General features: G+C 61.5%; 22 protein-coding genes and 1 pseudogene. 11 read left to right on the top strand and 12 right to left on the bottom strand.

What is annotated here, in order from left to right; translation table 11 throughout:
- Window positions 1-213 precede the first annotated feature (213 nt).
- The 4 genes from P7F28_RS24015 to P7F28_RS24000 are packed head-to-tail and all read right to left on the bottom strand — an operon-like array spanning window position 214 to window position 1,549.
- Complete coding sequence (locus P7F28_RS24015) at window positions 214-444, bottom strand: hypothetical protein (RefSeq protein ID WP_277187263.1); 231 nt, start codon at window positions 442-444, stop codon at window positions 214-216.
- 32 nt (window positions 445-476) lie between these two features.
- Complete coding sequence (locus tag P7F28_RS24010) at window positions 477-794, bottom strand: YqjD family protein (RefSeq protein WP_277187262.1); 318 nt, start codon at window positions 792-794, stop codon at window positions 477-479.
- 57 nt (window positions 795-851) lie between these two features.
- Complete coding sequence (locus P7F28_RS24005) at window positions 852-1,178, bottom strand: hypothetical protein (protein WP_277187261.1); 327 nt, start codon at window positions 1,176-1,178, stop codon at window positions 852-854.
- A gap of 50 nt (window positions 1,179-1,228) precedes the next feature.
- Window positions 1,229-1,549 (bottom strand): hypothetical protein, encoded by a 321-nt coding sequence (locus tag P7F28_RS24000; RefSeq protein ID WP_277187260.1) that lies wholly within the window; start codon window positions 1,547-1,549, stop codon window positions 1,229-1,231.
- A gap of 134 nt (window positions 1,550-1,683) precedes the next feature.
- Here P7F28_RS24000 and P7F28_RS23995 point away from each other — a divergent pair, with 134 nt between their 5' ends.
- The 3 genes and pseudogenes from P7F28_RS23995 (at window position 1,684) to P7F28_RS23985 (ending at window position 4,059) form a co-directional block, all read left to right on the top strand.
- The gene (locus P7F28_RS23995; RefSeq protein ID WP_277187259.1) at window positions 1,684-2,748 is read left to right on the top strand and encodes a sigma-54-dependent Fis family transcriptional regulator; all 1,065 of its coding nucleotides are present in this window, start codon (window positions 1,684-1,686) and stop codon (window positions 2,746-2,748) included.
- A gap of 244 nt (window positions 2,749-2,992) precedes the next feature.
- A pseudogene (locus tag P7F28_RS23990) lies at window positions 2,993-3,538 on the top strand (hypothetical protein).
- Window positions 3,535-4,059, top strand: a complete 525-nt coding sequence (locus P7F28_RS23985; RefSeq protein WP_370467393.1) for a hypothetical protein — start codon at window positions 3,535-3,537, stop codon at window positions 4,057-4,059. Before P7F28_RS23990 ends, P7F28_RS23985 begins: the two are co-directional and overlap by 4 nt.
- 148 nt (window positions 4,060-4,207) lie before the next feature.
- On the opposite strand, the gene P7F28_RS23980 is transcribed toward P7F28_RS23985, so the two are convergent.
- Together P7F28_RS23980 and P7F28_RS23975 are read right to left on the bottom strand one after the other, a co-directional pair.
- Complete coding sequence (locus P7F28_RS23980; RefSeq protein WP_277187258.1) at window positions 4,208-5,566, bottom strand: AAA-associated domain-containing protein; 1,359 nt, start codon at window positions 5,564-5,566, stop codon at window positions 4,208-4,210.
- 12 nt (window positions 5,567-5,578) lie between these two features.
- Window positions 5,579-7,333: an ABC transporter permease subunit gene (locus tag P7F28_RS23975; protein ID WP_277187257.1), complete on the bottom strand. Its 1,755-nt coding sequence runs from the start codon at window positions 7,331-7,333 to the stop codon at window positions 5,579-5,581.
- Window positions 7,334-8,056: 723 nt separating this feature from the next.
- Between P7F28_RS23975 and P7F28_RS23970 the strand changes: the two genes are divergently transcribed.
- Complete coding sequence (locus P7F28_RS23970) at window positions 8,057-9,742, top strand: diguanylate cyclase (RefSeq protein WP_277187256.1); 1,686 nt, start codon at window positions 8,057-8,059, stop codon at window positions 9,740-9,742.
- A gap of 97 nt (window positions 9,743-9,839) precedes the next feature.
- Window positions 9,840-10,103 carry a hypothetical protein gene (locus P7F28_RS23965; RefSeq protein WP_277187255.1) on the top strand — a complete coding sequence of 88 codons (264 nt, stop codon included), beginning with the start codon at window positions 9,840-9,842 and terminating at the stop codon, window positions 10,101-10,103.
- Between the two features lie 13 nt (window positions 10,104-10,116).
- Here P7F28_RS23965 and P7F28_RS23960 read toward each other — a convergent pair whose 3' ends face one another.
- Window positions 10,117-11,463 (bottom strand): ATP-binding protein, encoded by a 1,347-nt coding sequence (locus P7F28_RS23960; protein WP_277187254.1) that lies wholly within the window; start codon window positions 11,461-11,463, stop codon window positions 10,117-10,119.
- A complete protein-coding gene (locus P7F28_RS23955) occupies window positions 11,447-12,169 on the bottom strand; it encodes a response regulator (protein ID WP_061179458.1) in 723 nt (240 codons plus the stop codon). The genes P7F28_RS23960 and P7F28_RS23955 overlap by 17 nt, the downstream gene beginning before the upstream one ends.
- Window positions 12,170-12,393: 224 nt before the next feature.
- Between P7F28_RS23955 and P7F28_RS23950 the strand changes: the two genes are divergently transcribed.
- Window positions 12,394-12,981 (top strand): periplasmic heavy metal sensor, encoded by a 588-nt coding sequence (locus P7F28_RS23950; RefSeq protein WP_277187253.1) that lies wholly within the window; start codon window positions 12,394-12,396, stop codon window positions 12,979-12,981.
- Between the two features lie 59 nt (window positions 12,982-13,040).
- On the opposite strand, the gene P7F28_RS23945 is transcribed toward P7F28_RS23950, so the two are convergent.
- Entirely contained in the window at window positions 13,041-13,739 is a 699-nt protein-coding gene (locus tag P7F28_RS23945; RefSeq protein WP_277187252.1) for a pirin family protein, read from the bottom strand.
- Window positions 13,740-14,090: 351 nt separating this feature from the next.
- On the opposite strand from P7F28_RS23945, the gene P7F28_RS23940 reads away from it, so the two are divergent.
- The 5 genes from P7F28_RS23940 to P7F28_RS23920 all read left to right on the top strand — a co-directional run bounded on the left by P7F28_RS23940 (window position 14,091) and on the right by P7F28_RS23920 (window position 19,372).
- The gene (locus P7F28_RS23940; RefSeq protein ID WP_277187251.1) at window positions 14,091-14,777 is read left to right on the top strand and encodes an ABC transporter permease; all 687 of its coding nucleotides are present in this window, start codon (window positions 14,091-14,093) and stop codon (window positions 14,775-14,777) included.
- Between the two features lie 15 nt (window positions 14,778-14,792).
- Window positions 14,793-15,506 carry an ABC transporter permease gene (locus tag P7F28_RS23935; protein ID WP_277187250.1) on the top strand — a complete coding sequence of 238 codons (714 nt, stop codon included), beginning with the start codon at window positions 14,793-14,795 and terminating at the stop codon, window positions 15,504-15,506.
- A gap of 20 nt (window positions 15,507-15,526) precedes the next feature.
- Entirely contained in the window at window positions 15,527-16,306 is a 780-nt protein-coding gene (locus P7F28_RS23930; RefSeq protein WP_277187249.1) for an ABC transporter ATP-binding protein, read from the top strand.
- 519 nt (window positions 16,307-16,825) lie between these two features.
- Window positions 16,826-17,983 (top strand): porin, encoded by a 1,158-nt coding sequence (locus P7F28_RS23925; protein ID WP_277187265.1) that lies wholly within the window; start codon window positions 16,826-16,828, stop codon window positions 17,981-17,983.
- Between the two features lie 273 nt (window positions 17,984-18,256).
- Window positions 18,257-19,372 carry a porin gene (locus tag P7F28_RS23920; protein WP_277187264.1) on the top strand — a complete coding sequence of 372 codons (1,116 nt, stop codon included), beginning with the start codon at window positions 18,257-18,259 and terminating at the stop codon, window positions 19,370-19,372.
- A gap of 93 nt (window positions 19,373-19,465) precedes the next feature.
- On the opposite strand, the gene P7F28_RS23915 is transcribed toward P7F28_RS23920, so the two are convergent.
- The 3 genes from P7F28_RS23915 to zwf form a co-directional block, all read right to left on the bottom strand.
- Window positions 19,466-21,376 (bottom strand): bifunctional transcriptional regulator/glucokinase, encoded by a 1,911-nt coding sequence (locus tag P7F28_RS23915; RefSeq protein ID WP_277187248.1) that lies wholly within the window; start codon window positions 21,374-21,376, stop codon window positions 19,466-19,468.
- On the bottom strand, window positions 21,357-22,037 hold the full coding sequence (pgl, locus tag P7F28_RS23910) for a 6-phosphogluconolactonase (RefSeq protein WP_277187247.1): 681 nt from the start codon (window positions 22,035-22,037) through the stop codon (window positions 21,357-21,359). Before pgl ends, P7F28_RS23915 begins: the two co-directional genes overlap by 20 nt.
- Before the next feature lie 112 nt (window positions 22,038-22,149).
- On the bottom strand, window positions 22,150-23,610 hold the full coding sequence (zwf, locus tag P7F28_RS23905) for a glucose-6-phosphate dehydrogenase (RefSeq protein WP_277187246.1): 1,461 nt from the start codon (window positions 23,608-23,610) through the stop codon (window positions 22,150-22,152).
- Window positions 23,611-24,125 lie beyond the last annotated feature (515 nt).

Below are 24,125 nucleotides of genomic sequence, written 5' to 3'. Positions count from 1 at the left end.
CGATTTTCTGCACGCTTGGCAAAACCGTCGTAAGTTTTTCCTCGATGTTTCCATTTAGGCAACTTATGACAGAGTTTCACCGATTATAAGGCTTTATGAACATAAAAACGCACGCCTGAGCGGCGTGCGTTTTTATCGCTCACACAAAATGCGCGCGATTCGATCCGTTGAAGAACAAACGCGCACGACGTGCAAACGCCGCGCGCGGCCGCTTCAACTACGCGGAAAATGCCACGCGTCGGAGGTTCCGCCGACCGTGCTATTGCCATTGACCGAGTGCGCCGCGCTCGAAGGCGTCAGCACTTTGCCGCCCTCGTCTTCCCAGCGATTGATATCGCGCATGGGGCGACGTTGAGCCGCATCCTGCGATTGAACCCATTTCCACGCGAGCACGCCGCCAATGGCGAACAGTGCACTGAACAGTCCGAAAGAGTGTCGTGCCATTTGGTTCTTCTCCTTGCGTTAACTTCGGTGCGTTATCGAGAAACGATCAGCCCGACCAGAAAACCCACGCCCGCCGCGATACCCAGCGACTGCCACGGATTGTCCTTCACGTACTTCTCGGTGCAATCGATACCCTGCGTATAGCGGTTCTTCGCGCTTGCCTGCGCATCGTCGAGCGCGGTGCGGGCGGCATCGACGTGATCGCGAAGGCGCGTGCGCAACGACTCGACGCCTTCGCCCGGCAGCGTCGCCGACAAGCGCACGAGTTCTTCGGCATCGTTGAGCAACACCTTGATGTCTTCGATGATTTTCTGCTTGCCCAACGCAAGCTGGACAGTCGTCTGACTCATGTGAGGAAGTCCTCGCCTTAGTGGGATGGTGATGTATCGAACGTGATCAGGCCTTGATCACGCGGAGCGGCTCGCTCGCAGCGTAGGCATGAAGCGCGAACGCAAACTGCGCACGATGCCACCAGCCGTCAACGCGCCGCCCGCCACGCCGAATACGAGGCTCGTGACGTTCGCCGCGCGCGACAACGCGGGCGTACCGGCGGCATAGCCAAGCACCGCGCACATAAGCGCTGTGACCAGCGCGACCGCTGCCCAGTGATAGATGTCGATCGGTTCGCCGGCCGCGAGTTCCTGACGCGCGCCCGCCGTCTCCGGCGAATGGCGTGTGTGGCCCATCCGTTCGGTCGCAGCGAAATCGATGTCAATGTCGATGAATTCTTCCATGATGCAGTCGTGCGGCGGTGAGTGACGTATTCGAATCGGAATGCACAGGGTTACGCAGCTTTCATGCCATCGCTCGCTTGGGCACGTTCGCAAAATGTCCACCGCTTATCAGGCAATCGAATCCGCGCAATAACAGCGCCGAAGCGAGTAAGTATTACGCCGTCGTTTTGTAAAATCGCGAGCACTGCGCGCCAACCTTGCCGGAAATCTTCTGCATAATCCGCGCCGATCAGACAATTTACGGCAAGCCTTCCACCGCGCATTGCCGCAACATCGTTGCGAATGGTTAAATAGAGTTTATGAGATAGCGACCGACGCAAACTCTCGATTCGAAACGAGATCAAGGCGCAATCGCCGATGCGCGCGGTCAATCGCGGTACGCCGCTCGCGCGCGCCGCCACGCCCGCCGTATCAGAAGCGCCGCACGCGCAAACCGGGCGGCAGGCAAGCAGCTACGCTGAACCCTGCGTAGCCATCACGCAGCACACAGGACATACCAGGACACATGGCGTCAACCGATCTCGACCCGCCGCTCGTCGCAGGCGACCCACCCGTGCAGAAGAAGCGCAATGCCGGGGAAGTGCCGGGCTTGAAGTCTTACGGACTGCTTTTCGGCTCCTCGCCGGTGATGCAGGAGTTGTACTCGCAGATCGAACGCGTAGCCGCCACCGATGCAACCGCGCTGATCATCGGCGAGTCGGGCACGGGCAAGGAACTCGTTGCGCGGACCATCCACGATCAAAGCGCGCGTCGCGATGCGCCGTTCATCGCCGTGAACTGCGGCGCGATTCCCGACAATCTGATCGAAGCGGAACTCTTCGGTCACGAGAAAGGCAGCTTCACGGGCGCGGTGCAGGGTCGTATCGGCTACTTCGAACATGCGAACGGCGGCACGCTGTTTCTCGACGAAGTGACCGAGATGTCGCCGGTGAGGCAGGTGAAGCTGCTGCGGGCGCTGGAGACGGGCACGTTCTTTCGCGTCGGCGGCAACGATCTGATCAGCTCGGACGTGCGCGTGATCGCCGCAACCAATCGCGATCCGGTCGCGGCCGTGAAGGAAAACGGCTTGCGCGAAGACTTGATGTATCGACTGGCGGTGTTTCCGCTGCGCGCGCCGCCCCTGCGCGAACGCGATGCCGACCGCGAACTGCTCGCTCAGCATTTCCTTGCTGAAATGAATGCGCAGGAAGGCACCAGCAAGTCCTTCAGCAAGCGCGCGCTCGATGTGCTGCGCACGTATTCGTGGCCGGGCAATGTGCGGGAGTTGAAGAACACGGTGTATCGCGCGTTCATTCTCGCGGAGAAGACCGTGGAGATTGCGCATCCGCATCTTGCATCGCGCGTGAAAAAGCCCGTCACACAAGGCGATGCCATGAACGTCTGGGTCGGCACGCCGCTCGCCGATGCGCAGAAGCAGATCATTCTCGGCACGCTCAAGCATTGCGGCGGCGATAAGCGTCGCGCGGCGAAGGCGCTCGGCGTGAGTCTCAAGACGCTGTACAACCGCCTCGGCGCGTACGAGAACGAAGACACCGAATCCGGCGAGGCATCGTCCGGACGCGATACGTAATTTCCTCTGGCGGGCGCGGTTCTCGTGCTCGCCGCTCTTCCCGTCTGCCAAAAGCGCAACGCGTTCCCCTCACTTGCAAATTCTTGCAAATTTCCTGAAGCGGTAATTAGAAGCTTGCTTCAAAATGCGCGAAGCCCGCGATCGCCGCAATCGTTTTCGTGGCGGGCATTTGGCTGCGATTCCTCAAGCGGTTTCGCAAGGTGTCAGTAAAGCGCCGGGATACGGCGGACCAAGGAAATGCAAGATGCAGAACTGGATTCATCGCCGCGCCGCCACGGTCGCGGTGATTGCGACGGGCGTGATCGCCTGCCTGAATCTCTCGGGGTGCAACTCCCTGTATGGCGAAGGTGCGACGGCGGGTGCGGGTATCGCGGGCGCGGCGATCGCCGGCAGCGTCACCAATAACGCGGCGGTGGCGGCCGGCATCGGTCTCGGCGCGGTCGCGGCGGCGCGTGCCGGCGTGCAGTAGACCCAGCGCGTCATCCATACCAACACGCAGGATCAGATCGCAACCGTCGCGGGACCGCTCGCGGTCGGTGCGGTCGCGCCGTGGAGCGCGGTGCATTCGGTGCCCATCGAAGACGATGAAAAAGGCCGCGTGACCGTGAGCCGCACCATCAGCAGCGGCGCGCTCGATTGCAAGGAAATCGTCTTCTCCGTCGATCGCGATGCCACCAAGGATCGCCCCGCCGACAGCGCGTTCTACGTCGCGTCGGTGTGCCGTGATGGCGCGAAGTGGAAATGGGCATCGGCCGAACCGGCGACGCCGCGTTGGGGCGCGCTGCAATGATGTTCCCGGCGGCGGTTTCTACTGGTTTGAGGCTGGGACTGGCAGGCGCGGCCATCGCGGCCTGCGTGACGATGAGCGGATGCGCGTCGATCGGTGCGGCCACCGGCGCGGCTGCGGGCATCGCGACGGGCGCGGTGACGACCAATCCGGCCATCGGCTTCGGCGTGGGTATCGCGGTGCAGGCGGCAACCGACGAAATCGTCAAACGCACGATGAAGTCGCTGCACAACGATCAGCAAGTGATGATCGCGGTGACGGCGGGCATGTCGCAGGTTGGCGAGACGCGGCCGTGGAAGGTCAAGCATACGTTGCCGGTCGAGAACGGCCACGGCGAGGTGCGCGTGCTGCGCGAGTTCAACAGCGCGCTGGCGAGCTGCAAGGAATTCGCGTTCTCCGTCGTCGATGGCGACGATGCGAAAGCGCCTGCGGAATGGTTTATCGCGACGGCGTGTCAGCAGACGGAGGGCTGGAAGTGGGCATCGGCGGAACCGGCGGTGGAACGCTGGGGGAATTTGCAGTAAGGCGGTTTATGTAGGTAAAAGCGCGGCTCGTGGGCCGCGCTTTTTGATACACGCGTATTGCTACGGATAACGAATCGATCAATCTACAAAAAAGCGCGGCCCGTCACCGGAACCGCGCCTCTTACTTCGCCATCCGAACGAAAAAGCTTTAAGCCTCCACGTCCTCCAGACTCAGCATCTCCGTCTGATCGTTATACGAGAAAATTTCCCCGTAACGACCCCAGTCGATGACCGCATCGAGCGTTTCCTGCGCGGCGCTATCGGACAGAAAATCTTCCAGCTCCTGCTCGAAACGCACACGCGGCGCGCGATGCCCCGGCCGCTCGTTCAGCACCTTCTTGATCCGCGCCGCCAGCGGCACATGCCGCAGCAAATGCTCGGCGAACATCATCTTGCGTTCCTGCGTGCCGAACTCGGCGAACACACGCGCTTGCGGTGTCAGGAAAATATCGCCTTCGCGCACATCGGCGAAACCGAGATGCTGGAGCACTTCCGCGACCGGGAACAGGTCATCGACCTCCAGATGCAGCGTGCGCGCGATTTCCGGCATGTCCGCGCGACCGTGGTACGGCGCGGCCGCGAGCGTTTCGACCAGACCCGCCATCAAATTGGTCGATACCGACGGCAGCCAGCTTCCCAACTCAAGGCCCTTCTTCTTCGCCTCGTCCATCTGGCGCGCGGTCATCTTCGCGTAAATGTCATCGACCAGACGGCGGAACGCCGGATCGAGACGATTGCGCGGATGCTTGAACGGCACCTTGATTTCGGCCATCACGCGGCCCGGATTCGACGACAACACCAGAATCCGATCGCACATAAACACCGCTTCTTCGATGTTGTGCGTGACGATCAGCACCGATTTGATCGGCAAACGTCCCTGCGTCCACAGATCGAGCAGATCGGTACGCAAGTTCTCGGCGGTCAGCACATCGAGTGCGGAGAACGGTTCGTCCATCAGCAGCAAGGTCGGATCGACGACCAGCGCGCGCGCAAAGCCCACACGCTGCCGCATACCGCCCGACAACTCGCGCGGATACGCGTTTTCAAAGCCGTCCAGACCGATCAGATCGATGGCCGCGAGCGCCCGTTCACGTCGCTCGCGCGCGCCCACGCCCTGCGCTTCCAGACCGGCTTCCACGTTTTGCAGCACGGTCAGCCACGGGAACAGCGCAAAGGTCTGGAACACCATCGCCACGCCCTTGGCCGGGCCGCGCAACGGTTCCTTCAAGTAAGTGACTTCGCCCGCCGTCGGCTCGATCAGGCCGGAAATGATGCGCAACAGCGTCGATTTGCCCGAGCCGGAACGGCCGAGCAGACCGACGATTTCGCCTTCGCGCAGCGAAAGATTGGCATCGTCCAGAACGAGCAGTTCGCCCTGAGTCTTGTTGAAGCCGCGGCTCACATTTGCAACGCGCAGGATTTCTTCGCCCAGCTTAGGCGGCGTGCCTTGCGGGGTCGATGCGCCCGGTGTGCGCTGGAAGGTCTGCGTATTTTTAAGGTTCTGCATCGGAGCTCGTCCTCAATCCAGTCGGAGTCTTGATTCCGCGTAGGCGTACAGCGGACGCCATAGCATGCGGTTGAACAGCGTGACGAACAGCGACATCACGGCGATACCCAGAATGATCTTCGGGTAATCGCCGTCCGCGGTCGTCTGCGCGATGTATGCGCCCAGTCCATGCGCGACCACGCTCGTCTTGCCCCACGACACCGCCTCGGCGACGATGCTCGCGTTCCACGCGCCGCCGGACGCCGTGATCGCGCCGGTGATGTAGAAGGGGAATATGCCCGGCAGCATGCACTTCTTCCACCACTGCCAGCCGGTGATCTGAAAGTTCGCCGCAGCCTCGCGGTAATCGTTCGGATAAGCCGATGCCCCCGCGATCACGTTGAACAGGATATACCACTGCGTCCCCAATACGATCAGCGGCGAAAGCCAGATATCCGGGTTCAGATGGAAGCGCACGATCACCACCACGAACACCGGAAACAGCAGATTCGCCGGGAACGCCGCGAGGAACTGCGCAAGCGGCTGCACCTTTTCGGCCAGCGCCGGACGCAATCCGATCAGCACGCCGATCGGCACCCAGATCACCGATGCAATCGCGATCAGCACCACCACGCGGATCAGCGTGATAAAGCCGAGCACGAACACGTGGCCCACTTCGCCCCAGCTCACGCCGGTCGAGACGAACGACACGACTTTCCACACCACGAATACGGTCAGCACGATCACCGCCGCGCCCCACGCCATATCGCCCGTTTTGGTCGATGGCACCGGCGCGCGGAAATTGCCCAGCTTCACGCCTTGCAGCGACGGCAGTTTGATCGGCATGCGCGCGGTCTTGGCGAGAATCCAGCCGGCCGGAACCAGCAGACGGTGGATCAGACGCGTGCGGCGGATCAGATCGAGCAGCCAGGATTCCGGGGCATCGCCGGAAGTGGTGTTTTCCATGCGGAACTTGTCCGCCCACGCGACCAGCGGACGGAACATCAACTGGTCGTACGCGAGGATCACCACGATCATCGCCAGAATCACCCAGCCGATCGCGCTCAAATTGCGCTCGCTGATGGCGCTGGCCAGATACGCGCCCACGCCCGGCAGCACGATGGTGCGATTGCCCACCGTGATCGCTTCGGAGGCCACCACGAAGAACCAGCCGCCCGACATCGACATCATCATGTTCCAGATGAGGCCGGGCATGGAAAACGGCACTTCGAGCTTCCAGAAACGCTGCCAGTTGGTCAGATGGAAACCGCGCGAGACTTCATCCAGATCGCGCGGCACCGTGCGCAGCGACTGGTAGAAGCTGAACGTCATGTTCCACGCCTGACTGGTGAAAATCGCGAAGATCGCCGCGCATTCCGCGCCGATCACGCGGCCCGGAAACATCGCCAAAAAGAAGGTGACTGTAAACGAGATGTAGCCCAGCACCGGCACCGACTGGAGAATGTCGAGAATCGGCACGAGCACCATCGCCGCGCGCCGGCTCTTGGCCGCGAGCGTGCCGTAGATCAGCGTGAAAATAAGCGATGCGATCATCGCGGCGAGCATGCGCAACGTGGTTCGCAGCGCGTATTCGGGGAGATTCGCGGGATCGAGCGAGATCGCCTGAGTCTGCAAGGTGGAGATCGGCGCGAGCGTTTCGTGGAAACCCACGGACGCCAGCGCGATCATGCAGATGATCATCGGGAACGCGACGAAGTCCCATCGATTGGGCAATACGCGCCATACCGATGCGTTCGCCGTCCGATTCAGATTGAAGCCAAATTCCATGCAACGCCCTCCCCCGTATAGCTTTGTTCCGGCCGCGCGAACGCGGATTGATGCTTGTGACGGCCACGGCAGCCGTCCATCGGGCAAGACGCGCGCCCGATCCCCCGCACGCTCAACGCATGCGGCGATGTTTTCGACGACAGGCCATGAGATTTTCGCAGCGCGTCACCTTTCGTTCTCCTTCAATCGCTTTGCGCGGCGCCGGGCGGTCGCCGCAGGCAGGCAGCCTGAATCGAGCGACACTACACCATGCTATGTGACAGTCACAATCTCGAGACATGCACCGCGCAGACCACGTTTGTCAATCGTGCGATGTTTCTGTTGCTCTTCGGCGCGGCAGAGGCAAAATGAAGGGTAACCGCTGAAAAAGCATGCTTCGATCCGGCCCGGGAGACAGCAGGTCTGGCCGCACGCGAAGCCGGCCGTGTCCCGCGCCCAACGGCCGTGGACGAGGCGCTTGATAGGCGGCGAAAAACATCGTCCAATCTTGGCTACATATACAAAAAACCGGGGCCAATGCGATGCGCGAAGTCAGATTCGAACCGACCGACTGCATGAGCCGCGTGCATGGCGCGCGCGTGAGCCGCAGAGGCTGCAAACTGCGGGCCCGGTTCAGCGTTTCCGCGCTACCCGTCCGGGCGGCGATTATCTCGTTTTTGGCTGACGGCGGCGAGTCCTTTGTGACGCGCCGCCGGTCTGTGGTTTAAGCGCTGCGCACTCGCAATGAACAAGATCATCCTGCACCGCCTGATCGCGACGCTCGCCATCGCCCTGCTCGCGTTTCTGTGCTGGCTGGCGGCGGGCATGCTGTCGGACCGGATGGTGCAGCAGGAAATGACTTCGACGGTGCGCACCGAGCGGCAGATGGCGGCGTCGATCGTGGACAACATGGCGCAGATCATCGCAAGCGATCTGGCGATGTCGCGCGCCATTCCCGCCACGCTCGCGCAAATGGACCTGATTCAGCGGGCGCTTGCGCAGTCGCGGCATTATGCATCGAACCCTGCGCCGACCGAAAGCGCGCGGCGTGTCGAATGGACCGCGCAGCCGGGCAACGCGCGCGTGAACCATTTTCTGCACGATGCACAGGGTTTTTCCGGTCTCGATTCCATCTGGCTCGTCAATGAGCAAGGCTTCTGCATCGCCTCGAGCAATTCGGAGGATGAAAACAGCTTCATCGGATTCGATATGAGCGGGCGTGCGTATGTGACGCGCGCGCTGCTCGGCGGCTTCGGCGAGATGTACGGCGTGGGCAGATTGTCGGGCGAACCGGGCATTTTCATCGCCGCGCCGGCGTATCAGGACGGCTATCTGGTCGGCGCGGTGATCGCCAAGGTGAGTATCGACCGGTTGCGACACTGGGTGGCGCGCGCCGGCACCTTCGTCACCGATGAAAATGGCGTCGTGGTGATGGCGCATGACGGACGCCTCGAATACGAAGCCATGCCCGATGCGCCCGTCACGCATATGACGCCGCGCGAGCGCCTGGAGCACTATCGGCGCGAGACCTTTCCGGAGCTGCGGATCATGCATGTGGGCGAGCAGATGCGCGAATCGGCGCACTGGCTCGCGCCGACGCTGGCCGAAAGTTTCTACGCGACCAACGGCGGCACCGTGCCCTCGCTCTACGACGAACGCACCGGCCTGAATTCGGGGCTGTCGGCGCATATCGTCCACCCGCTGACGACGTGGCCGGAAATCAGCCGCAATCACAGCCGCGACCGCTTCCTCGTCTTTCTGACGATGCTCGGCGTGGTCACGCTGGCCATCGTGATCGCGACGTCGTATTCGCGCGAGCGGCGGCTGCATCGCGCGACGCGTGATCTGGCGGAGCAATTGCAATCGGCCAATACGCTTTTGTCGGCCGAAGCGCGCCACGACGCCCTGACCGGCGCGCTATCACGCCGCTATTTCCTCGACACGCTGCGCCATGAAATCGAACTCGCGCGTACGGCGGGCGCGCCGCTTTCCGTGGCCATCGCCGATCTGGATCACTTCAAGCAGATCAACGACCGCTTCGGCCACGCCTCCGGCGACCGGGCGCTCGAGCATTTCGTCGAGGTGTGCCGCGAACAGCTTCGTCCGAGCGATGCGATCGGACGGCTCGGCGGCGAGGAATTCGGCATTCTGTTGCCGCAGACATCGCTGACCGATGCACAGGCCGTGCTCGAACGGCTGCGCAAGCGCTTCCATCACGAGCACTGCGCGCATTTGCCCGACGATGCAGCGTTATCGGTGAGTATCGGCATTACTGAACTGGCTGCCGACGACGCGCTGGAATGGATTCTTTCGCGCGCCGATCTCGCGCTTTATGAAGCGAAATCGCGTGGCCGCGACCGCAGCGAAGTGCGCCCCGCCGATCCCACGCCGCCCGCGCGGCATCCCGAAGACTCGCTCGCCGGCAAGTAACCCAGACGGCACGCGACGCGTTTTCATCGCGCAGGTATCATCGAACTTCGATACTGAGTTCGATACTGCGCGCCACGGGCGTCACCGGGAGGATTGCATGAAGGGAAATCTGGTCATCGTATGCCGCGATCAGGACGCTGAAACGTTCGACCATTTGCTCGCGGAGTACGGCTCGTTTCAGACGCGCCTTTCGTCGACCACATGGTTCCTCAAAATCGACCTCGCGCCGGAAGTGATCCAGGAGGAAATTCTGTCGCGCCTCGGCAAGTACACCACGCACTATATTTTCGAGGCGACGACCGTGACGTACAACACGGTGGACAGCGAAGCCGCGTCCGCGCTGGATACGCTGTTCGACTGAAACCGACGGAACTTCAGAGCGCGCGCTCTTCGGTCTGTGGTCCGGCGCGGCGCTCGTTTATCGGCCGCGTGGCGGCATCGGCGGGAAAGGTCATGACGACCTGCAAGCCGCCATCGGCGTGATTGCCGATCTCGCACTCGCCGCCCGCCCGACGCGCCAGCCGTTCGACGATCGCCAGTCCCAGACCGCTGTGCCCGCTGCCGCCGCGCGCCGGATCGAGGCGCACGAACGGCCGGCTCGCCTTGATGAGATCGTCCGGCGCAATGCCCTTGCCGTGATCCGACACGGATAACACCCAGCCCTTGCCATTCGCCGCACGCCGCGTCGAAATGACGACCGGCGGCGCGCCATAGGCATGCGCGTTATCCAGCAGATTCGACAGAATGCGATCCAGCGTCGCCGCCGGCAGCGCGAAAGTCGGTCCGGCTTCGAGTTCCAGCCGCACCGTATCCGCCCCCGCCGATACCGCGCGATACGCCCGTGCCACGCGCTCACACGCTTCATCCACCGGCACCGGCTCGCTGCCGTCCGGGCGGTCATGCGCGAACACCAGAAACTGATCGACGATATGCGCCATGGAATCGACATCGCGCACCACGCCGTCGCGAATTTTCTGGTCGTCCATCATTTCGGCGCGCAGACGCAGGCGCGCAAGCGGCGTCTTCAGATCGTGCGCGACGCCCGCGAGCATCACGGCGCGGTCGTTCTCGGTTTGCGAGACTTCGCGCACCATCGTATTGAAACCATGGGTCAGTTGGCGCAGTTCGCGCGGGCCGCGTTCGGGCACGGGCGGCGTCGGCTGACCGCGTCCGAAGCGTTGCACGGCTTGCGCAAGCATGCGCAGCGGATTTTGCAATTGCCACGCGCCGAACAGCGCAGCCAGCACCGCGGTGGAGAAGATCAGCGCGAGCCACACGACCATGCGGTCACGCGAGCGCGGCGGTCTGAGCGGTTGAACCGGCACCACGATCCAGCCCGCGTCCTTCGCGCCGTGCACCCACACGGAGGGCGGCGCGCCGGGTTCGTTCAAACGCACGTCGGTGCCATCGGGCAAACGGTCTTTCAGGTCTTCGATAAAGCGAAGCATGGGCGGCGGCGCATCTTCATCCGGCTCGCGCGGCACGTCAGGCGCGTTCATCGGCATGATGCGCACGCGCGGCGGCAAGGGCTGATCCGGCGTATTAGCGACGTGCTGGCGCACCGCTTCGACCAGAAACGCGGCCTCTTCTACTGCGAAACGCGTCTGCGTGTTGTCGCGCTCGAAACGGATGATGGCGAACCACGCGACATGCGACAACACCAGCATGCCGATGACGATAACGACCAACCGCCCAAACAGCGTGTCAATTGCCCGGCGCATTTTGCTCGCCGTCCGGCACGAACACGTAACCGCGCCCGCGCACCGTCTGAATGAAACGCGGCGCGGAAGGATCGGTTTCCAGAATGCGCCGCAGTCGCCACACCTGCACGTCGATACCGCGATCGGTGCCGTCGTACTCCGGGCCGTGCAGCAGTTCGAGCAGACGCTCACGCGTGAGCGTGCGCATCGGGTTGTTCACGAAAATCTTGAGGAGCGCGAACTCGCTGCCCGACAGCGTGAGCGGCTTGTCGTCCTGTTGCAGCGTGCGCGACTGGAAGTCGAGCCTGAAACGGCCGAACGAATACGGCTCGCGCTGTTCCGGCGCGGCGGACGGAATGGTGCGGCGGCGGCGCAGCACGGCCTGCACACGGGCCAGCAGTTCGCGCGGATTGAACGGCTTGCCGAGGTAATCGTCCGCGCCGAGTTCGAGACCGACGATACGGTCAACATCGTCCGCACGCGCGGTCAGCATGATGACGGGGATATCGTCGCCCGAGGCGCGTAGTTGTTTGAGCGCGGTGAGGCCATCGACGCCCGGCATCATCAGATCGAGCACGATCAGATCGGGCCGCTCGCGTTCGATACGGCGTTCGAGGCCACCGGCGTCATGCAGCACCGATACTTCGATGCCCTGCCGGACCAGATAGTCGCGCAGAAGGTCGCGCAGTTCGGCGTCGTCATCGACGACAAGGATTTGCGTAGTCATGGGTCGAAGTTTAGCGCGTGAGTCCGGCTCCGATTCGTGACAGCGGGGCCGGAAGGGTTACGGGGTGTTACGACGAAAGCATCGAGTAAACCAAAGTAATAAGCCACAAGCATGCCGTAACACGAGCGATTGCGCGAACCCCTAATCTTGGTCTCACCGACAGGCGCAAGTCATCGAAGACAGGACCAGCGCTTCGGCATGGAAAACAATCAAGGGAGTTCACGATGGCCAAGCAATACAAAATCCTCACTGCCGCCGCTGCGGCAATCGCGTTGACTTTCGGCGCGGCCCACGCCGCCACCAGCGACGCGCCGCCCCCGCCGCCGCCCGGTGGCGCGATGATGGGCGGCCCCGGCGGGCCTGGCGGTCCCGGCGGACATCGCATGGAAATGCGCATGAAGAAGCAGCTCGACGAGTTGCACGGGCAACTGAAGCTGAATGCCGATCAGGAAAAGCTGTGGCAGACCGCGCTCGACACCATGAAGCAAGGTCACGAGCAAATGCGCGACGCCCACAAGCAGATGCACGACCAGTTCAAGTCGATGGAAAACCAGCCGATCCTCGATTTGAACGCGATGCACGCGGCGCATCAGAAGATCGAGCAGCAGCAGTCGCAGATTCGCGAGCAGACCGCGCAGGCGTGGCTGAATTTCTATAACGCGCTGAACGATCAGCAGAAGACCACGGTCAGCACCGCGCTGAAGAAGCATTTCGCGATGATGCGTGAGCACGAGCACAAGATGCACGAGCGCTGGAGCAAGCAGCACGGCGGTGCGGGCGCGCCGTCGGGGGCATCGGCGACGAAGCCGTAACAACGAAAACGGCCCGCTTAGTAAGCTAAGCGGGCCGTTTTTTTACAGCAGAAGCACCATCAGGCGAGATCGAACAGGATCACTTCGGCGTTCTCGCCTTTCTCCAGCGTCACCGTCGATACATCTTCGATCTTCGCGGCATCGCCTGCGCTGAGCGCTTCGCCGTTCACCGATACCGCGCCGCGCGCCACGTGCACATACACGCGGCGGCCTGCGGGCACGTCGAATTGCGCGCGTTCGTCGCCATCGAACAGACCGGCGAAGATGCGGGCGTCCGCGCCGATCTTTATCGAACCGTCGTCGCCTTGCGGCGAAGCGATCACGCGCAACGTGCCGCGCTTTTCGGCATCGTCGAAACGCTTTTCTTCGTAGCCCGGCGCGCCGCCCGGTGCATCCGGAATGATCCAGATTTGCAGGAAGTGCGCGGTTTCGGTCGGCGAGCCGTTGAATTCGCTATGGCGCACGCCGGTGCCCGCGCTCATGCGCTGGACATCGCCGGGACGGATGGTCGAACCGTTGCCCATGCTGTCGCGGTGCGCAAGCGCGCCTTCCAGCACATAACTCACAATCTCCATATCACGATGTCCGTGCGTGCCGAAGCCCTGCCCGCCCGCGACGCGGTCTTCGTTGATCACGCGCAGCGCGCCGAAATGCACATGCTTCGGATCGTGATAATCGGCAAAGGAAAAGGTGTGATACGAGTCGAGCCATCCGTGATTGGCGTGGCCGCGTTCGTTGCTGCGACGAATCTCGAACATGATCTTTGCTCCCGCCCAGGGCGTTGATTTGCGATGGAGAGAATGTAAGGGCGCGCCCGATCCGAAACAACGCGTGCGCCGGCACTACACCGTCTCGCTAGTGGATGTAATCGGAACCGTCCGGCAAACGCCCGCGCGCGCGGCGCGTTCGGGTAAAATACCGCGCTTTTCAGGTGGCTCTGGCCTGAGAAACCCGATGTCGCAAGGCAGACGCGGGTTTGCCGCAACGCCAGCGCCCAATTTTGGCCACCTAGAATACGCTCCGCCGGCATTCGCGCCGGGGAACACGAGACCGAGACTCGCGCCACGCGCGAGACAGTGGCCGCCCGGCTCCATTTTCAAGGAATCACCATGTTGCAAGGCTACGGCCCGCTGATCCTCGCGGGCACCTGGCAAACCGTCAAGCTGGCGGTGCTGTCGCTCGCGTTCGCCTTCGTGATCGGTCTGATCGGCGCGGCGGCGAAGCTGTCGAAGAACCGGGTGGCCTCGGGCGTCGGCACGCTGTACACGACGCTGATTCGCGGCGTGCCCGATCTGGTGCTGATGCTGCTGCTGTTCTACAGCATACAAATCTGGCTGAACCTGCTGACGGATGCGCTCGGCTGGGATCAGATCGATATCGATCCTTTCCTCGCCGGTATTCTGGTGCTCGGCTTCATCTACGGCGCGTATTTCACCGAGACATTTCGCGGCGCGTTTCTTTCGGTGCCGCGCGGTCAGCTCGAAGCGGGCGTGGCCTACGGCATGACGCCGTGGCAGACCTTCACCCGCATCATGTTTCCGCAGATGATGCGATTCGCGCTGCCGGGCATCGGCAATAACTGGCAGGTGATGGTCAAGGCGACCGCGCTGGTGTCGATCATCGGTCTGGCGGACGTGGTCAAAGCGTCGCAGGACGCGGGCAAGGGCACGCTGCGTTTCTTCTTCTTCACGCTGCTCGCGGGCGCGATCTATCTGGCGATCACCACGATTTCGAACATGGTGCTGATCTGGCTGGAACGGCGCTATTCCATTGGCGTGCGCAAGGCTGACCTTTAAGAGCGGCACAGGATCATGATCGAAATCATCCAGGAATACTGGAAGAACTATCTCTTTACCGATGGCTACCGCGTCACGGGGCTGGCCATCACCATGTGGCTGCTGGTCATTTCCATCGGTCTGGGTTTTTGTTTATCGGTGCCGCTGGCGGTGGCGCGGGTATCGAAGAACAAGCTGTTGTCGCGTAGCGTGTGGCTCTATACCTATGTGTTTCGCGGCACGCCGCTGTATGTGCAATTGCTGCTGTGCTACACGGGCTTGTACAGCTTGCAGGTCGTGCGCGACCACATGTTGCTGGCCGAGTTCTTCCGCAGCGGCATGAACTGCACGCTGCTCGCGTTCACGCTGAACACCTGCGCGTACACCACCGAAATCTTCGCGGGCGCGATCAAGGCCACGCCCTACGGCGAGATCGAAGCGGCTCGCGCGTATGGCATGTCGGGCTTCACGCTGTATCGGCGGGTGATTCTGCCTTCGGCTTTGCGACGCGCGCTGCCGTACTACAGCAACGAAGTCATTCTGATGCTGCACGCCACCACGGTCGCCTTCACCGCGACCGTGCCGGACATTCTCAAGATCGCGCGCGATGTGAACTCGGCGACGTATCAGTCGTTCGAGGCGTTCGGCATCGCCGCCCTGCTCTATCTCTGCATTTCATTCGCGCTGGTGTGGCTGTTCCGCCGCGCCGAGCATCGCTGGCTCGCGTATTTGCGGCCTCAGGGTAAATAACGCTGGCCAAGGACCGTTCAATGAATTCTCCGCAGCACAAGCTTTTCGTCGATGACATTCACAAGCAGTACGGCAGCAATGAAGTGCTCAAGGGCGTTTCGCTCCGCGCGAACAAGGGCGATGTGATCAGCATCATCGGTTCGTCGGGATCGGGCAAGAGCACGATGCTGCGTTGTATCAACTTCCTCGAACAGCCGAATCAGGGGCGCATCTTCGTCGATGGCACCGAAGTGCGCACGCTGAAAGACAAGCACGGCGCGCTGAAGGTCGCGGACCAGAAGCAGTTGCGCGCCATGCGTTCGAAGCTGTCGATGGTGTTTCAGCACTTCAATCTCTGGTCGCATATGAACGTGCTGGAGAACGTGACCGAAGCGCCGATCAACGTGCTCGGTTTATCGAAGAAGGAAGCGGAAGAACGCGCGCGGACGTATCTGGAGAAGGTCGGCCTCGCGCCGCGGCTGGAGAAGCAGTATCCGTCGCACTTGTCGGGCGGTCAGCAGCAGCGTGTGGCCATTGCCCGCGCGCTCTCCATGCATCCCGACGTCATGCTGTTCGATGAACCCACTTCCGCGCTCGACCCCGAACTCGTCGGCGAAGTGCTGAAGGTCATGCAGACGCTCGCCGAGGAAGGCCGCACGATGATTGTCGTGACGCACGAAATGGCGTTCGCGCGCAATGTGTCGAACCATGTGGTGTTCCTGCATCAGGGGCGTATCGAAGAAGAAGGCCGTCCGGATGAAGTGTTCGGCAATACGAAGAGTGATCGGCTGAAGCAGTTCCTGTCCGGCAGTCTCAAATAGTCGTTCATTGCCGCACTGCAACGAAAAAAGCGCCCTGGAGGCGCTTTTTTTCTGCCTTTTCGCAGCGATCGATTGACCTAGCGCCGCAAGTCACCGCCGTCAATAGGCGTGAAACCCGACTCAGAAACTTACACGACACGGAAGCCTTTATCCATAAGGCTTCGCGCAGTGTTTCCCATGTACTGGGCCGTGTTTAGTGCACATTCTCATTGCATTTTTGACACAACACTTCGTACATCGTCAATTTTCTTTGGCGCGCAAAACACTTTTTGTTAAATTGGTAACCAAAGTACCAAAACGAAGTTCACAAAAAGTAGTTTTACTTCAAAGCCAGAAGAATTGAGGAGAGACACCGATCGACGGGTCGGCGTCAGATTCGCGCCCACGACGTGCGAATCATCACAAGCACCACTGCCCGCGCGTGTCCTGCCTCTGAAAACAACTTTCGGTTGGGTGCGCTCGCATCGAACCACACGGCAGCAACTTGGGTTCTATCTTTTGACAGGGTTGGAGGAGATGATGAAAAAAGCTTTGCTCGCGGCAGCAGCACTGCTGACGTTCAGCGCGGTAGCGCAAGCACAAAGCAGCGTGACGCTGTACGGCCGCCTGGACGCGGGTCTGGAATACATGAACGGCGTTCCGACCGGCGCCGGCCCTAACGGCGCCGCTACGGGCTCCTCGCATCGCTTCAAGGCCGAATCCGGCGACTGGGGCACGAGCCTGTGGGGTATGAAGGGCGTCGAAGATCTGGGTGGCGGCTATCGTGCCGTGTTCCAGTTGGAAGGCAGCTTCAACACCATGAACGGCCAGGGCCCTGGCGGCGGCGGTCTCTTCAATCGCTGGGCGACGGTCGGTGTAGCCAACAACCAGTTCGGTACGCTGTTGTTGGGTCGTGAGCTGTTCATCTCGAACGGCGTATGGGACTTCGATCCGTTCGGTCAGTCGAACTGGTCGTCGGCATCGCTGGTGCGTGGTCGTAACTGGCCGCAATCGAGCAACAACATTTCGTACCAGTCGCCGAAGTTCGCGGGCTTCGACTTCTACGGTCAGTACTCGCTGTCGAACGCGACGAACTGGAACGGTAACGGCACCACGCCGCAAGGCCGTGAAGCTGGCGCATACATCACGTACACGAACCCGCTGTTCCAGATTCGCGGTATGTACGATGAAATCCGCAACCCGGCCAACGGTACGCTCGGCGGCGTCTACGACCCGATCAACGCGGCCAACTCGGGCGCGGCCAACGGCGCGTACGGTTTCTCGCGTGAGTACACGGCGATGTTCAACGTGTTCCTCGGTCAGTTCAAGATCCAGGGCGCTTACCAGGCTATCCGCACGTCGGGCATGACCAACGTGCTGCCGGGCGCACCGACTTCGCTCGATCACGAGTGGGGCGGCGTGACGTGGCAGGCAACGCCGGCAGCGGCGCTGGTCGCGGCGGTCTATCACGTGAACGGCAACAACGGCGCGGGCAATGCCACGATCTACACGGCGGGCGGTTCGTACAACCTGTCCAAGCGTACCCTGCTCGACTTGCAGGTTGCGACCGTGCAGAACAGCAAGGGCGCGAACTACGGCCTGAACGCGAACAACTACGGTACGGCAGCCGCGACGGACAATCCGATCGTCGGCCACAGCCAGACCGGCGTGTACGCAGGCATTCAGCACTCGTTCTAAAGAACGAGGCTGATCAGAGAATCGACTTAGAAGTTTTTCACGCTGCTGCGAGAGGCGCGTATCGGTGCGGTGCCCGAAAGGGTATCGCACCGTTTTTTATTTCTGGCCTCGGATCAGGCTTAAGACAATCTTTGCCAGATCGATAAACAACGTGACAGATCGACAGCCTTCAACCATGTAGTTCTACTCCACAATCTCCGGACAAGCTGATGGGAGCGCATTTCCGCCTTCCCTTCGAACAAATTCGATTGTCTTGATGGAGATAAAAAAGTGTTGAAGAAATCTATGCTCGCGGCCGCAACGCTGCTGTCGATTAGCGCCGTGGCGCAGGCTCAAAGCAGTGTGACGCTGTATGGCCGTCTGGATGCCGGTCTGGAATATATGAACGGTGTGCCTTCGGGTAATGGTGGCATGACGCATCGCTTTCGCGCGGAAAGCGGTGACTGGGGCACGAGCCTGTGGGGCATGAAGGGCGTCGAAGACCTCGGTGGCGGCAACAAGGCCGTGTTCCAACTGGAAGGCAGCTTCAACACAATGAACGGCAGCGGGCCTTCGAATAACGGCCTGTTCAATCGCTGGGCGACGGTCGGGATTTCCAACAATCAGTTCGGCACGTTCCTGATGGGGCGCGAACTGTTTATCTCCAACGGCGTGTGGGACTTCGATCCGTTCGGTCAGTCGAACTGGTCGTCGGCATCGCTGGTGCGTGGGCGGAATTGGCCGCAGTCGAGTAACAACGTGTCGTATCAGTCGCCGAAGGTGGCGGGCTTCGACTTCTACGGTCAGTACGCGTTGTCGAATGCGACGAACTGGAATGGCAATGGCACGACGGCGCAAGGCCGTGAAGCCGGCGCGCAGATCACCTACACCGCGCCGATGTTCCAGATTCGTGGTCTCTATGACGAGATCCGCAATCCCGGTAACGGCTCGCTCGGCGGCAGCTATTTGAATAGCAACGGCGCGTATTCGTACTCACGCGAGTACACGGCCATGTTCAATCTGTTCCTCGGCCAGTTCAAGGTTCAGGGCGGCTATCAGGCCATCCGCACGTCAGGCATGCTCGCCACCCTGCCCGGTTTGCCGACCACGCTCGATCACGAATGGGGCGGCGTAACGTGGCAGGCAACGCCGGCCGCAGCGCTGATCGGCGCGGTGTATCACGTCAATGGCAACAATGGCGCGGGCAACGCGACCATCTACTCCGTCGGCGGTTCGTACAACCTGTCGAAGCGCACGCTGGTCGATCTGCAAGTCGCGACGGTTCAGAACAGCAAGACGGCAAACTACGGGCTGAATGCGAACGACGTCGGTGTAGGCCCGTCAACCGATAATCCGTTCCCCGGCCATAGCCAGACCGGCGTGTACGCGGGCATCCAGCACTCGTTCTGATCGTCGATGCGCGCGTTTCAGACATAGCGCATCAGGCACAAAAAAAGCCGCTGGTTTTCACCAGCGGCTTTTTCGTTCAGCAGATCAAACGCTTCAATCTCGCGCGATGCCCGATGCGCCGTGACTCAGCCAATCCAGCACCGCCGCCGCTTCGTCATTGCTCGATGCGCGCTTCTTCTCCACCGTCTCGCTGATCTGCGCACCCGGCTTCGGCGCGGCACGGCGAATCGCCACGCCGACTGCGAGGATATCGATGATGACGAGATGCAGAATGCGCGAAATCATAGACAGTTGCGACTCGCGTATTTCGATGTGATCCGTCTCCAGCGCCACCGTCGCGCGCTTGGCCAGCGGCGTATTGCTCGACGTGATGGCGATCACCATCGCGCCTTGCTGCATCGCCACTTCGAGCACGCGCAGCAACTCCGGCGCACGCCCCGACTTCGATACGGCCACGATCACATCGCCCTTGCCGAGCAGCGCCGCCGATGCCGCCTGCATGTACAAATCGCCGTACGCGATCGTCGGGATACCGAAGCGGAAGAACTTGTAGTGCGCGTCCTGCGCAACGATATTCGAGTTCCCCAAACCATAGAACTCGATGCGCCGCGCGCCGTTCAGCACATCGATTGCGCGTTCGACGTTTTCGAAGTTCAGATGTTCGCGTAGCTGGAGAATCGCGGAAACGGTGTTATCGAGCACTTTCGCGCCGAAATCCGTGGCCGTATCGCCGAGATGGACCTGGCTGTGGCTGACCGGAATCGTGCCGGTCAAACCGGTCGCAAGCTTCAGCTTGAAGTCCGACAAGCCCTGACAGCCGAGCGAGCGGCAGAAGCGAATCACCGTTGGCTGGCTCACGTCGGCTTTACGCGCGATGTCGATAATCGGATCGTTGATGATCGAACGTGGATGATTCAGCGCAAGATCCGCCACGCGCCGTTCGGCGGGCGTGAGCGCATCGCGCATCTGGCGGATACGTCCGAACACCGCCGACGATCCGCTGTTCGCACGATTCGACAACTGCTCCGACAAAATGGCCGATACGCCGAGAAACGCCGGATATTCCGCCGTGATGATGTACGTCGGAATGCCCGACAGATACTGCTGAAAGCGCCCTTTCGATTCGAAGCGCTCACGAAACGGCGACTTGTGGAACAGCTCACCGAGCTTCAGCACGATCCCGCCGCCAATATAAATCCCGCCCAACGCGCCCAGCGTCACCGCGATATTCCCGGCGAACGTGCCGAGAATCGCGCAGAAGCAGTTCACGGTTTCGAGCGCGAGCGCTTCGCCTTCGAGCGCGCGCGTGGTGACATCGGCGGCGGTGAAGTGGTCGGCAATCGTGACGGTGTCGCGCTCCGCCAACGCGCGATAGATCAGCTCCAGCCCCTGCCCGGCGCACACACGTTCGAACGATACATGCGGAAACTTGCGGCGCGCGTAGCGCGTGACGAGGTCTTCGCGTTCATCGAACGGAGAGAACGTGGCGTGACCGCCTTCGCTGCCAAGCGCGATCCAGCGATCATCGGCGGGAATCAGGCCGGACACGCCCAGGCCCGTGCCCGGTCCGAGCAGCCCGATCACGCTGTTCTGCCGACGCGCACCACCGCCGACTTGCTCGCGCTGCGTGTCGGTGAGACCGGGCAGCGCCATCGCCAAAGCGGTGAAGTCGTTGACGACCAGCAGCGTGTCGAAGCCGAGCGCGCGGCGCGTCGCTTCGATCGAAAAGCTCCAGTCGTGATTGGTCATCTTCACGTGATCGCCATCGACCGGATTGGCAATGGCGATCGCCGCGTGATTCACGCGCCCGACTTTCGTGTCCTTCAGATACTGCTGCATCACCTCCGCGATGCCGGGATAATCCGCGCCCGGATACACGCGGATATTCCCGATTTCGCCAGGCGCCGTTTCCAGCGCGAAGCGCGCGTTGGTGCCGCCCACGTCGGCGAGCAACCTCGGTCCGTCGGCGTGCAGATTCGTGGCCTTATGCACACCAGTAGACATCGAGTTTGACTCCTTCATCGTTGGCCAGCATCGAGATGGCGTTCTTTTGTTTTGTGGCGAGCGCGGCGTTCAGCACGTCGAGTTTCTTCTGACCGGCGATGAACAGGAACAGATGCGTCACTTGCTTGAGCGCGGACATCGACAGGCTCACGCGCGCGTGCGGCGCGCTGCCCGGATGCACGGAAACAAAGCGATCCTGCGTCGAAATGGCGAAATCCCATTCGGGCGCGTCCGCGAAAATCGATGCCGTGTGGCCGTCTTCGCCCATGCCGAGCACGAGCACGTCGGGCAGACGGCGGCGCGAATCGGCATTGAGTTCGGCGATGTGCGTTTTGAGCGCTTTCGAGGTATCGACGAGCGGCAGGAAGTAGGCGTTCGCCGCCGCGTTTTGCAAGAGCGTTTGCCGCACGAGCGTGGCGTTGCTGGCGCTGTCGGATTCGGGCACCCAGCGGTCGTCCACCAAAGTGACATCGATATGCGCCCAGTCCAGCGGTTCGTGCGACAGCGTCTGCAAGAACGGCTTGGGGCTGGTGCCCCCCGATACGGCCAGCGTGGCGTGGCCATTCTGTGCCGCCAGCGACGCCTTCAGCGCATCGCTCACGGCGTTCGCCAGCGCGTCCGAATGGGCGGCCGGATCGTCGAAAGTACGAAGCTCGATCACTTCTCCTCCTGCTTGATGATTTATCGATCCGCTTATCGGCCAAAGCCGGCGCGGTCTCTTGTATTTCCATGCTGGCCGCGCGCCTCTTGCGGGCGTCGTCGGCATCGCACAATCAGTTTTCTTCTTCCAGCCAGCAGGTGCCCGCCTGCGCCAGCATCGCGCTCGATGCCGCCGGTCCCCACGTGCCCGCCGCGTACGGCTTGGGTTTGCTGGTGGACGACGACCACGCGTTCAAAATCGGTTCGACCCAGCGCCACGCGGCTTCCTGCTCGTCGCGCCGCACGAACAACGCGAGGCGTCCATTGATGACATCGAGCAGCAGACGCTGATACGCCTCCATCTGCGCTTCCTTGAAGAACTGGTCGAAGGCGAGGTCCAGATGAACGCTTGCGAGATTCATGCCTTCGCCGGGTTGCTTGGCGAGACAGTACAGGCGAATGGTCTCGTTCGGCTGCAAACGAATCACCAATCGATTCGCGCCCGCGCGCAACGCGTTCGCGCCGAGCGCCGAATGCGGCACCGCGCGGAAATTCACCACGATTTCGGCGACGCGATCCGCCAGCCGCTTGCCCGTGCGCAGGAAGAACGGCACGCCCGCCCAGCGCCAGTTTTCGATTTCCACTTTCAGCGCAACAAAGGTTTCCGTCGCGCTGTCCGGGCGCACGCCTTGTTCGGTGGCGTAGGCCGGCACCTGCGTACCGCGAATCACGCCCGCGTGATACTGCCCGCGCACCGCGACGCGGCTGATATCGCGTTCATCGATTGGCTTCAAAGCGCGCAGTACGCGCAGCTTTTCGTCGCGTACGGAGTCGGAGTCCATGGAATGCGGCGGCTCCATCGTCACGATGGAAAGCAGTTGCAGCAAGTGGTTCTGCACCATGTCGCGCAAGGCGCCGGTGTTGTCGTAGAAGTCGCCGCGCGCTTCCACACCGAGTTCTTCGGCAATCGTGATCTGAATGCTCTCGACCCATTCGCGCCGCCACAGCGGTTCGAACAGCGCATTGCCGAAGCGCAGCGCGAGCAGGTTCTGCACCGGCTCCTTGCCGAGATAATGGTCGATCCGATAAATCTGCTCTTCCTGAAAAATCTCGCCGACCGCATCGTTGATGGCGTTCGAGGATTTCAGGTCATAGCCGAGCGGCTTCTCCAGCACGATGCGCGCGTTCCGGTTCAAACCGACATCCGACAACGCCCGGCAGATCGGCACGAACAACTTGGGGCCGGTCGCGAGATAGAACACGCGCGTTCCGTCGAACTGAGCGAGCACGTCACGTAACGTCGCGAAGTCTTCCGAGCGCCCGAGGTCCATGCCGACGTACTGCATGCGCGCCAGAAAGCTGCGCCACGCGGCTTCGTCCACGCCGGTTTTGGAAACGTGCGGCTTGACGTGTTCCTCGACCCAGCCGAGGTACGCGTCCTGCTCCATGGCGTCCCGCGCCACCGCGACGATCTTGCCCGCCGGATTAAGCATGCCCGCGCGATGCGCCTCAAAAAGCGCGGGAAGGATCTTGCGCATGGACAGATCGCCCGTGCCGCCGAACAGGATGAAGGTGAAGTTCGAATCGCTTTGCATGAGTCTGAAGTCGTGTTCCAGAGCGGATGTGAGTCGAATCGTCGCGAAATACGAACGGGCGTTTGCAAGTCAACCGCTATCTGCTCGCCACGCCTCGTAGTGCGATAAAATTTTTTTTGACACTGAATTGTAGTTTAACTACAATCCAAATCAAGAGGAAATGCAAAACGGGAAAAAATTGCGGTGTCAATGAGATTCTGCGTGTTTTCCCTGACATGTTATCGGAGGCTGTGGCCGCTCGCTCTGGCGAGGGTCGCGCCGCAAAGGAGCCGAAGCATGCACAGCCTCGCGTCCGGTGGGCGGCCAAGTCCGCGTCCGGGCAAAAATCAAAAGAGGAGACAGTCGTTGCGATTCAACCCACTCATCTCTTGAGCGCCGTGCGGCCGTGAATCGGTGCACCGGCGTCGGTGTGCGTAATGCTCGCGCGAGCAGCGTCGCACGCCTCATTCCCGCCGACACCGCCGGTTCCCGGCCATCAATAGCTTGACCGTTTTCAACCACCGCTTCCTGGTGAC

The organism is Caballeronia sp. BR00000012568055 (assembly GCF_029439455.1).
GTDB lineage: Bacteria > Pseudomonadota > Gammaproteobacteria > Burkholderiales > Burkholderiaceae > Caballeronia.
The sequence above is the reverse complement of the archived record's forward strand: the minus strand, read 5'-3'. Positions and strand labels throughout refer to the sequence as shown.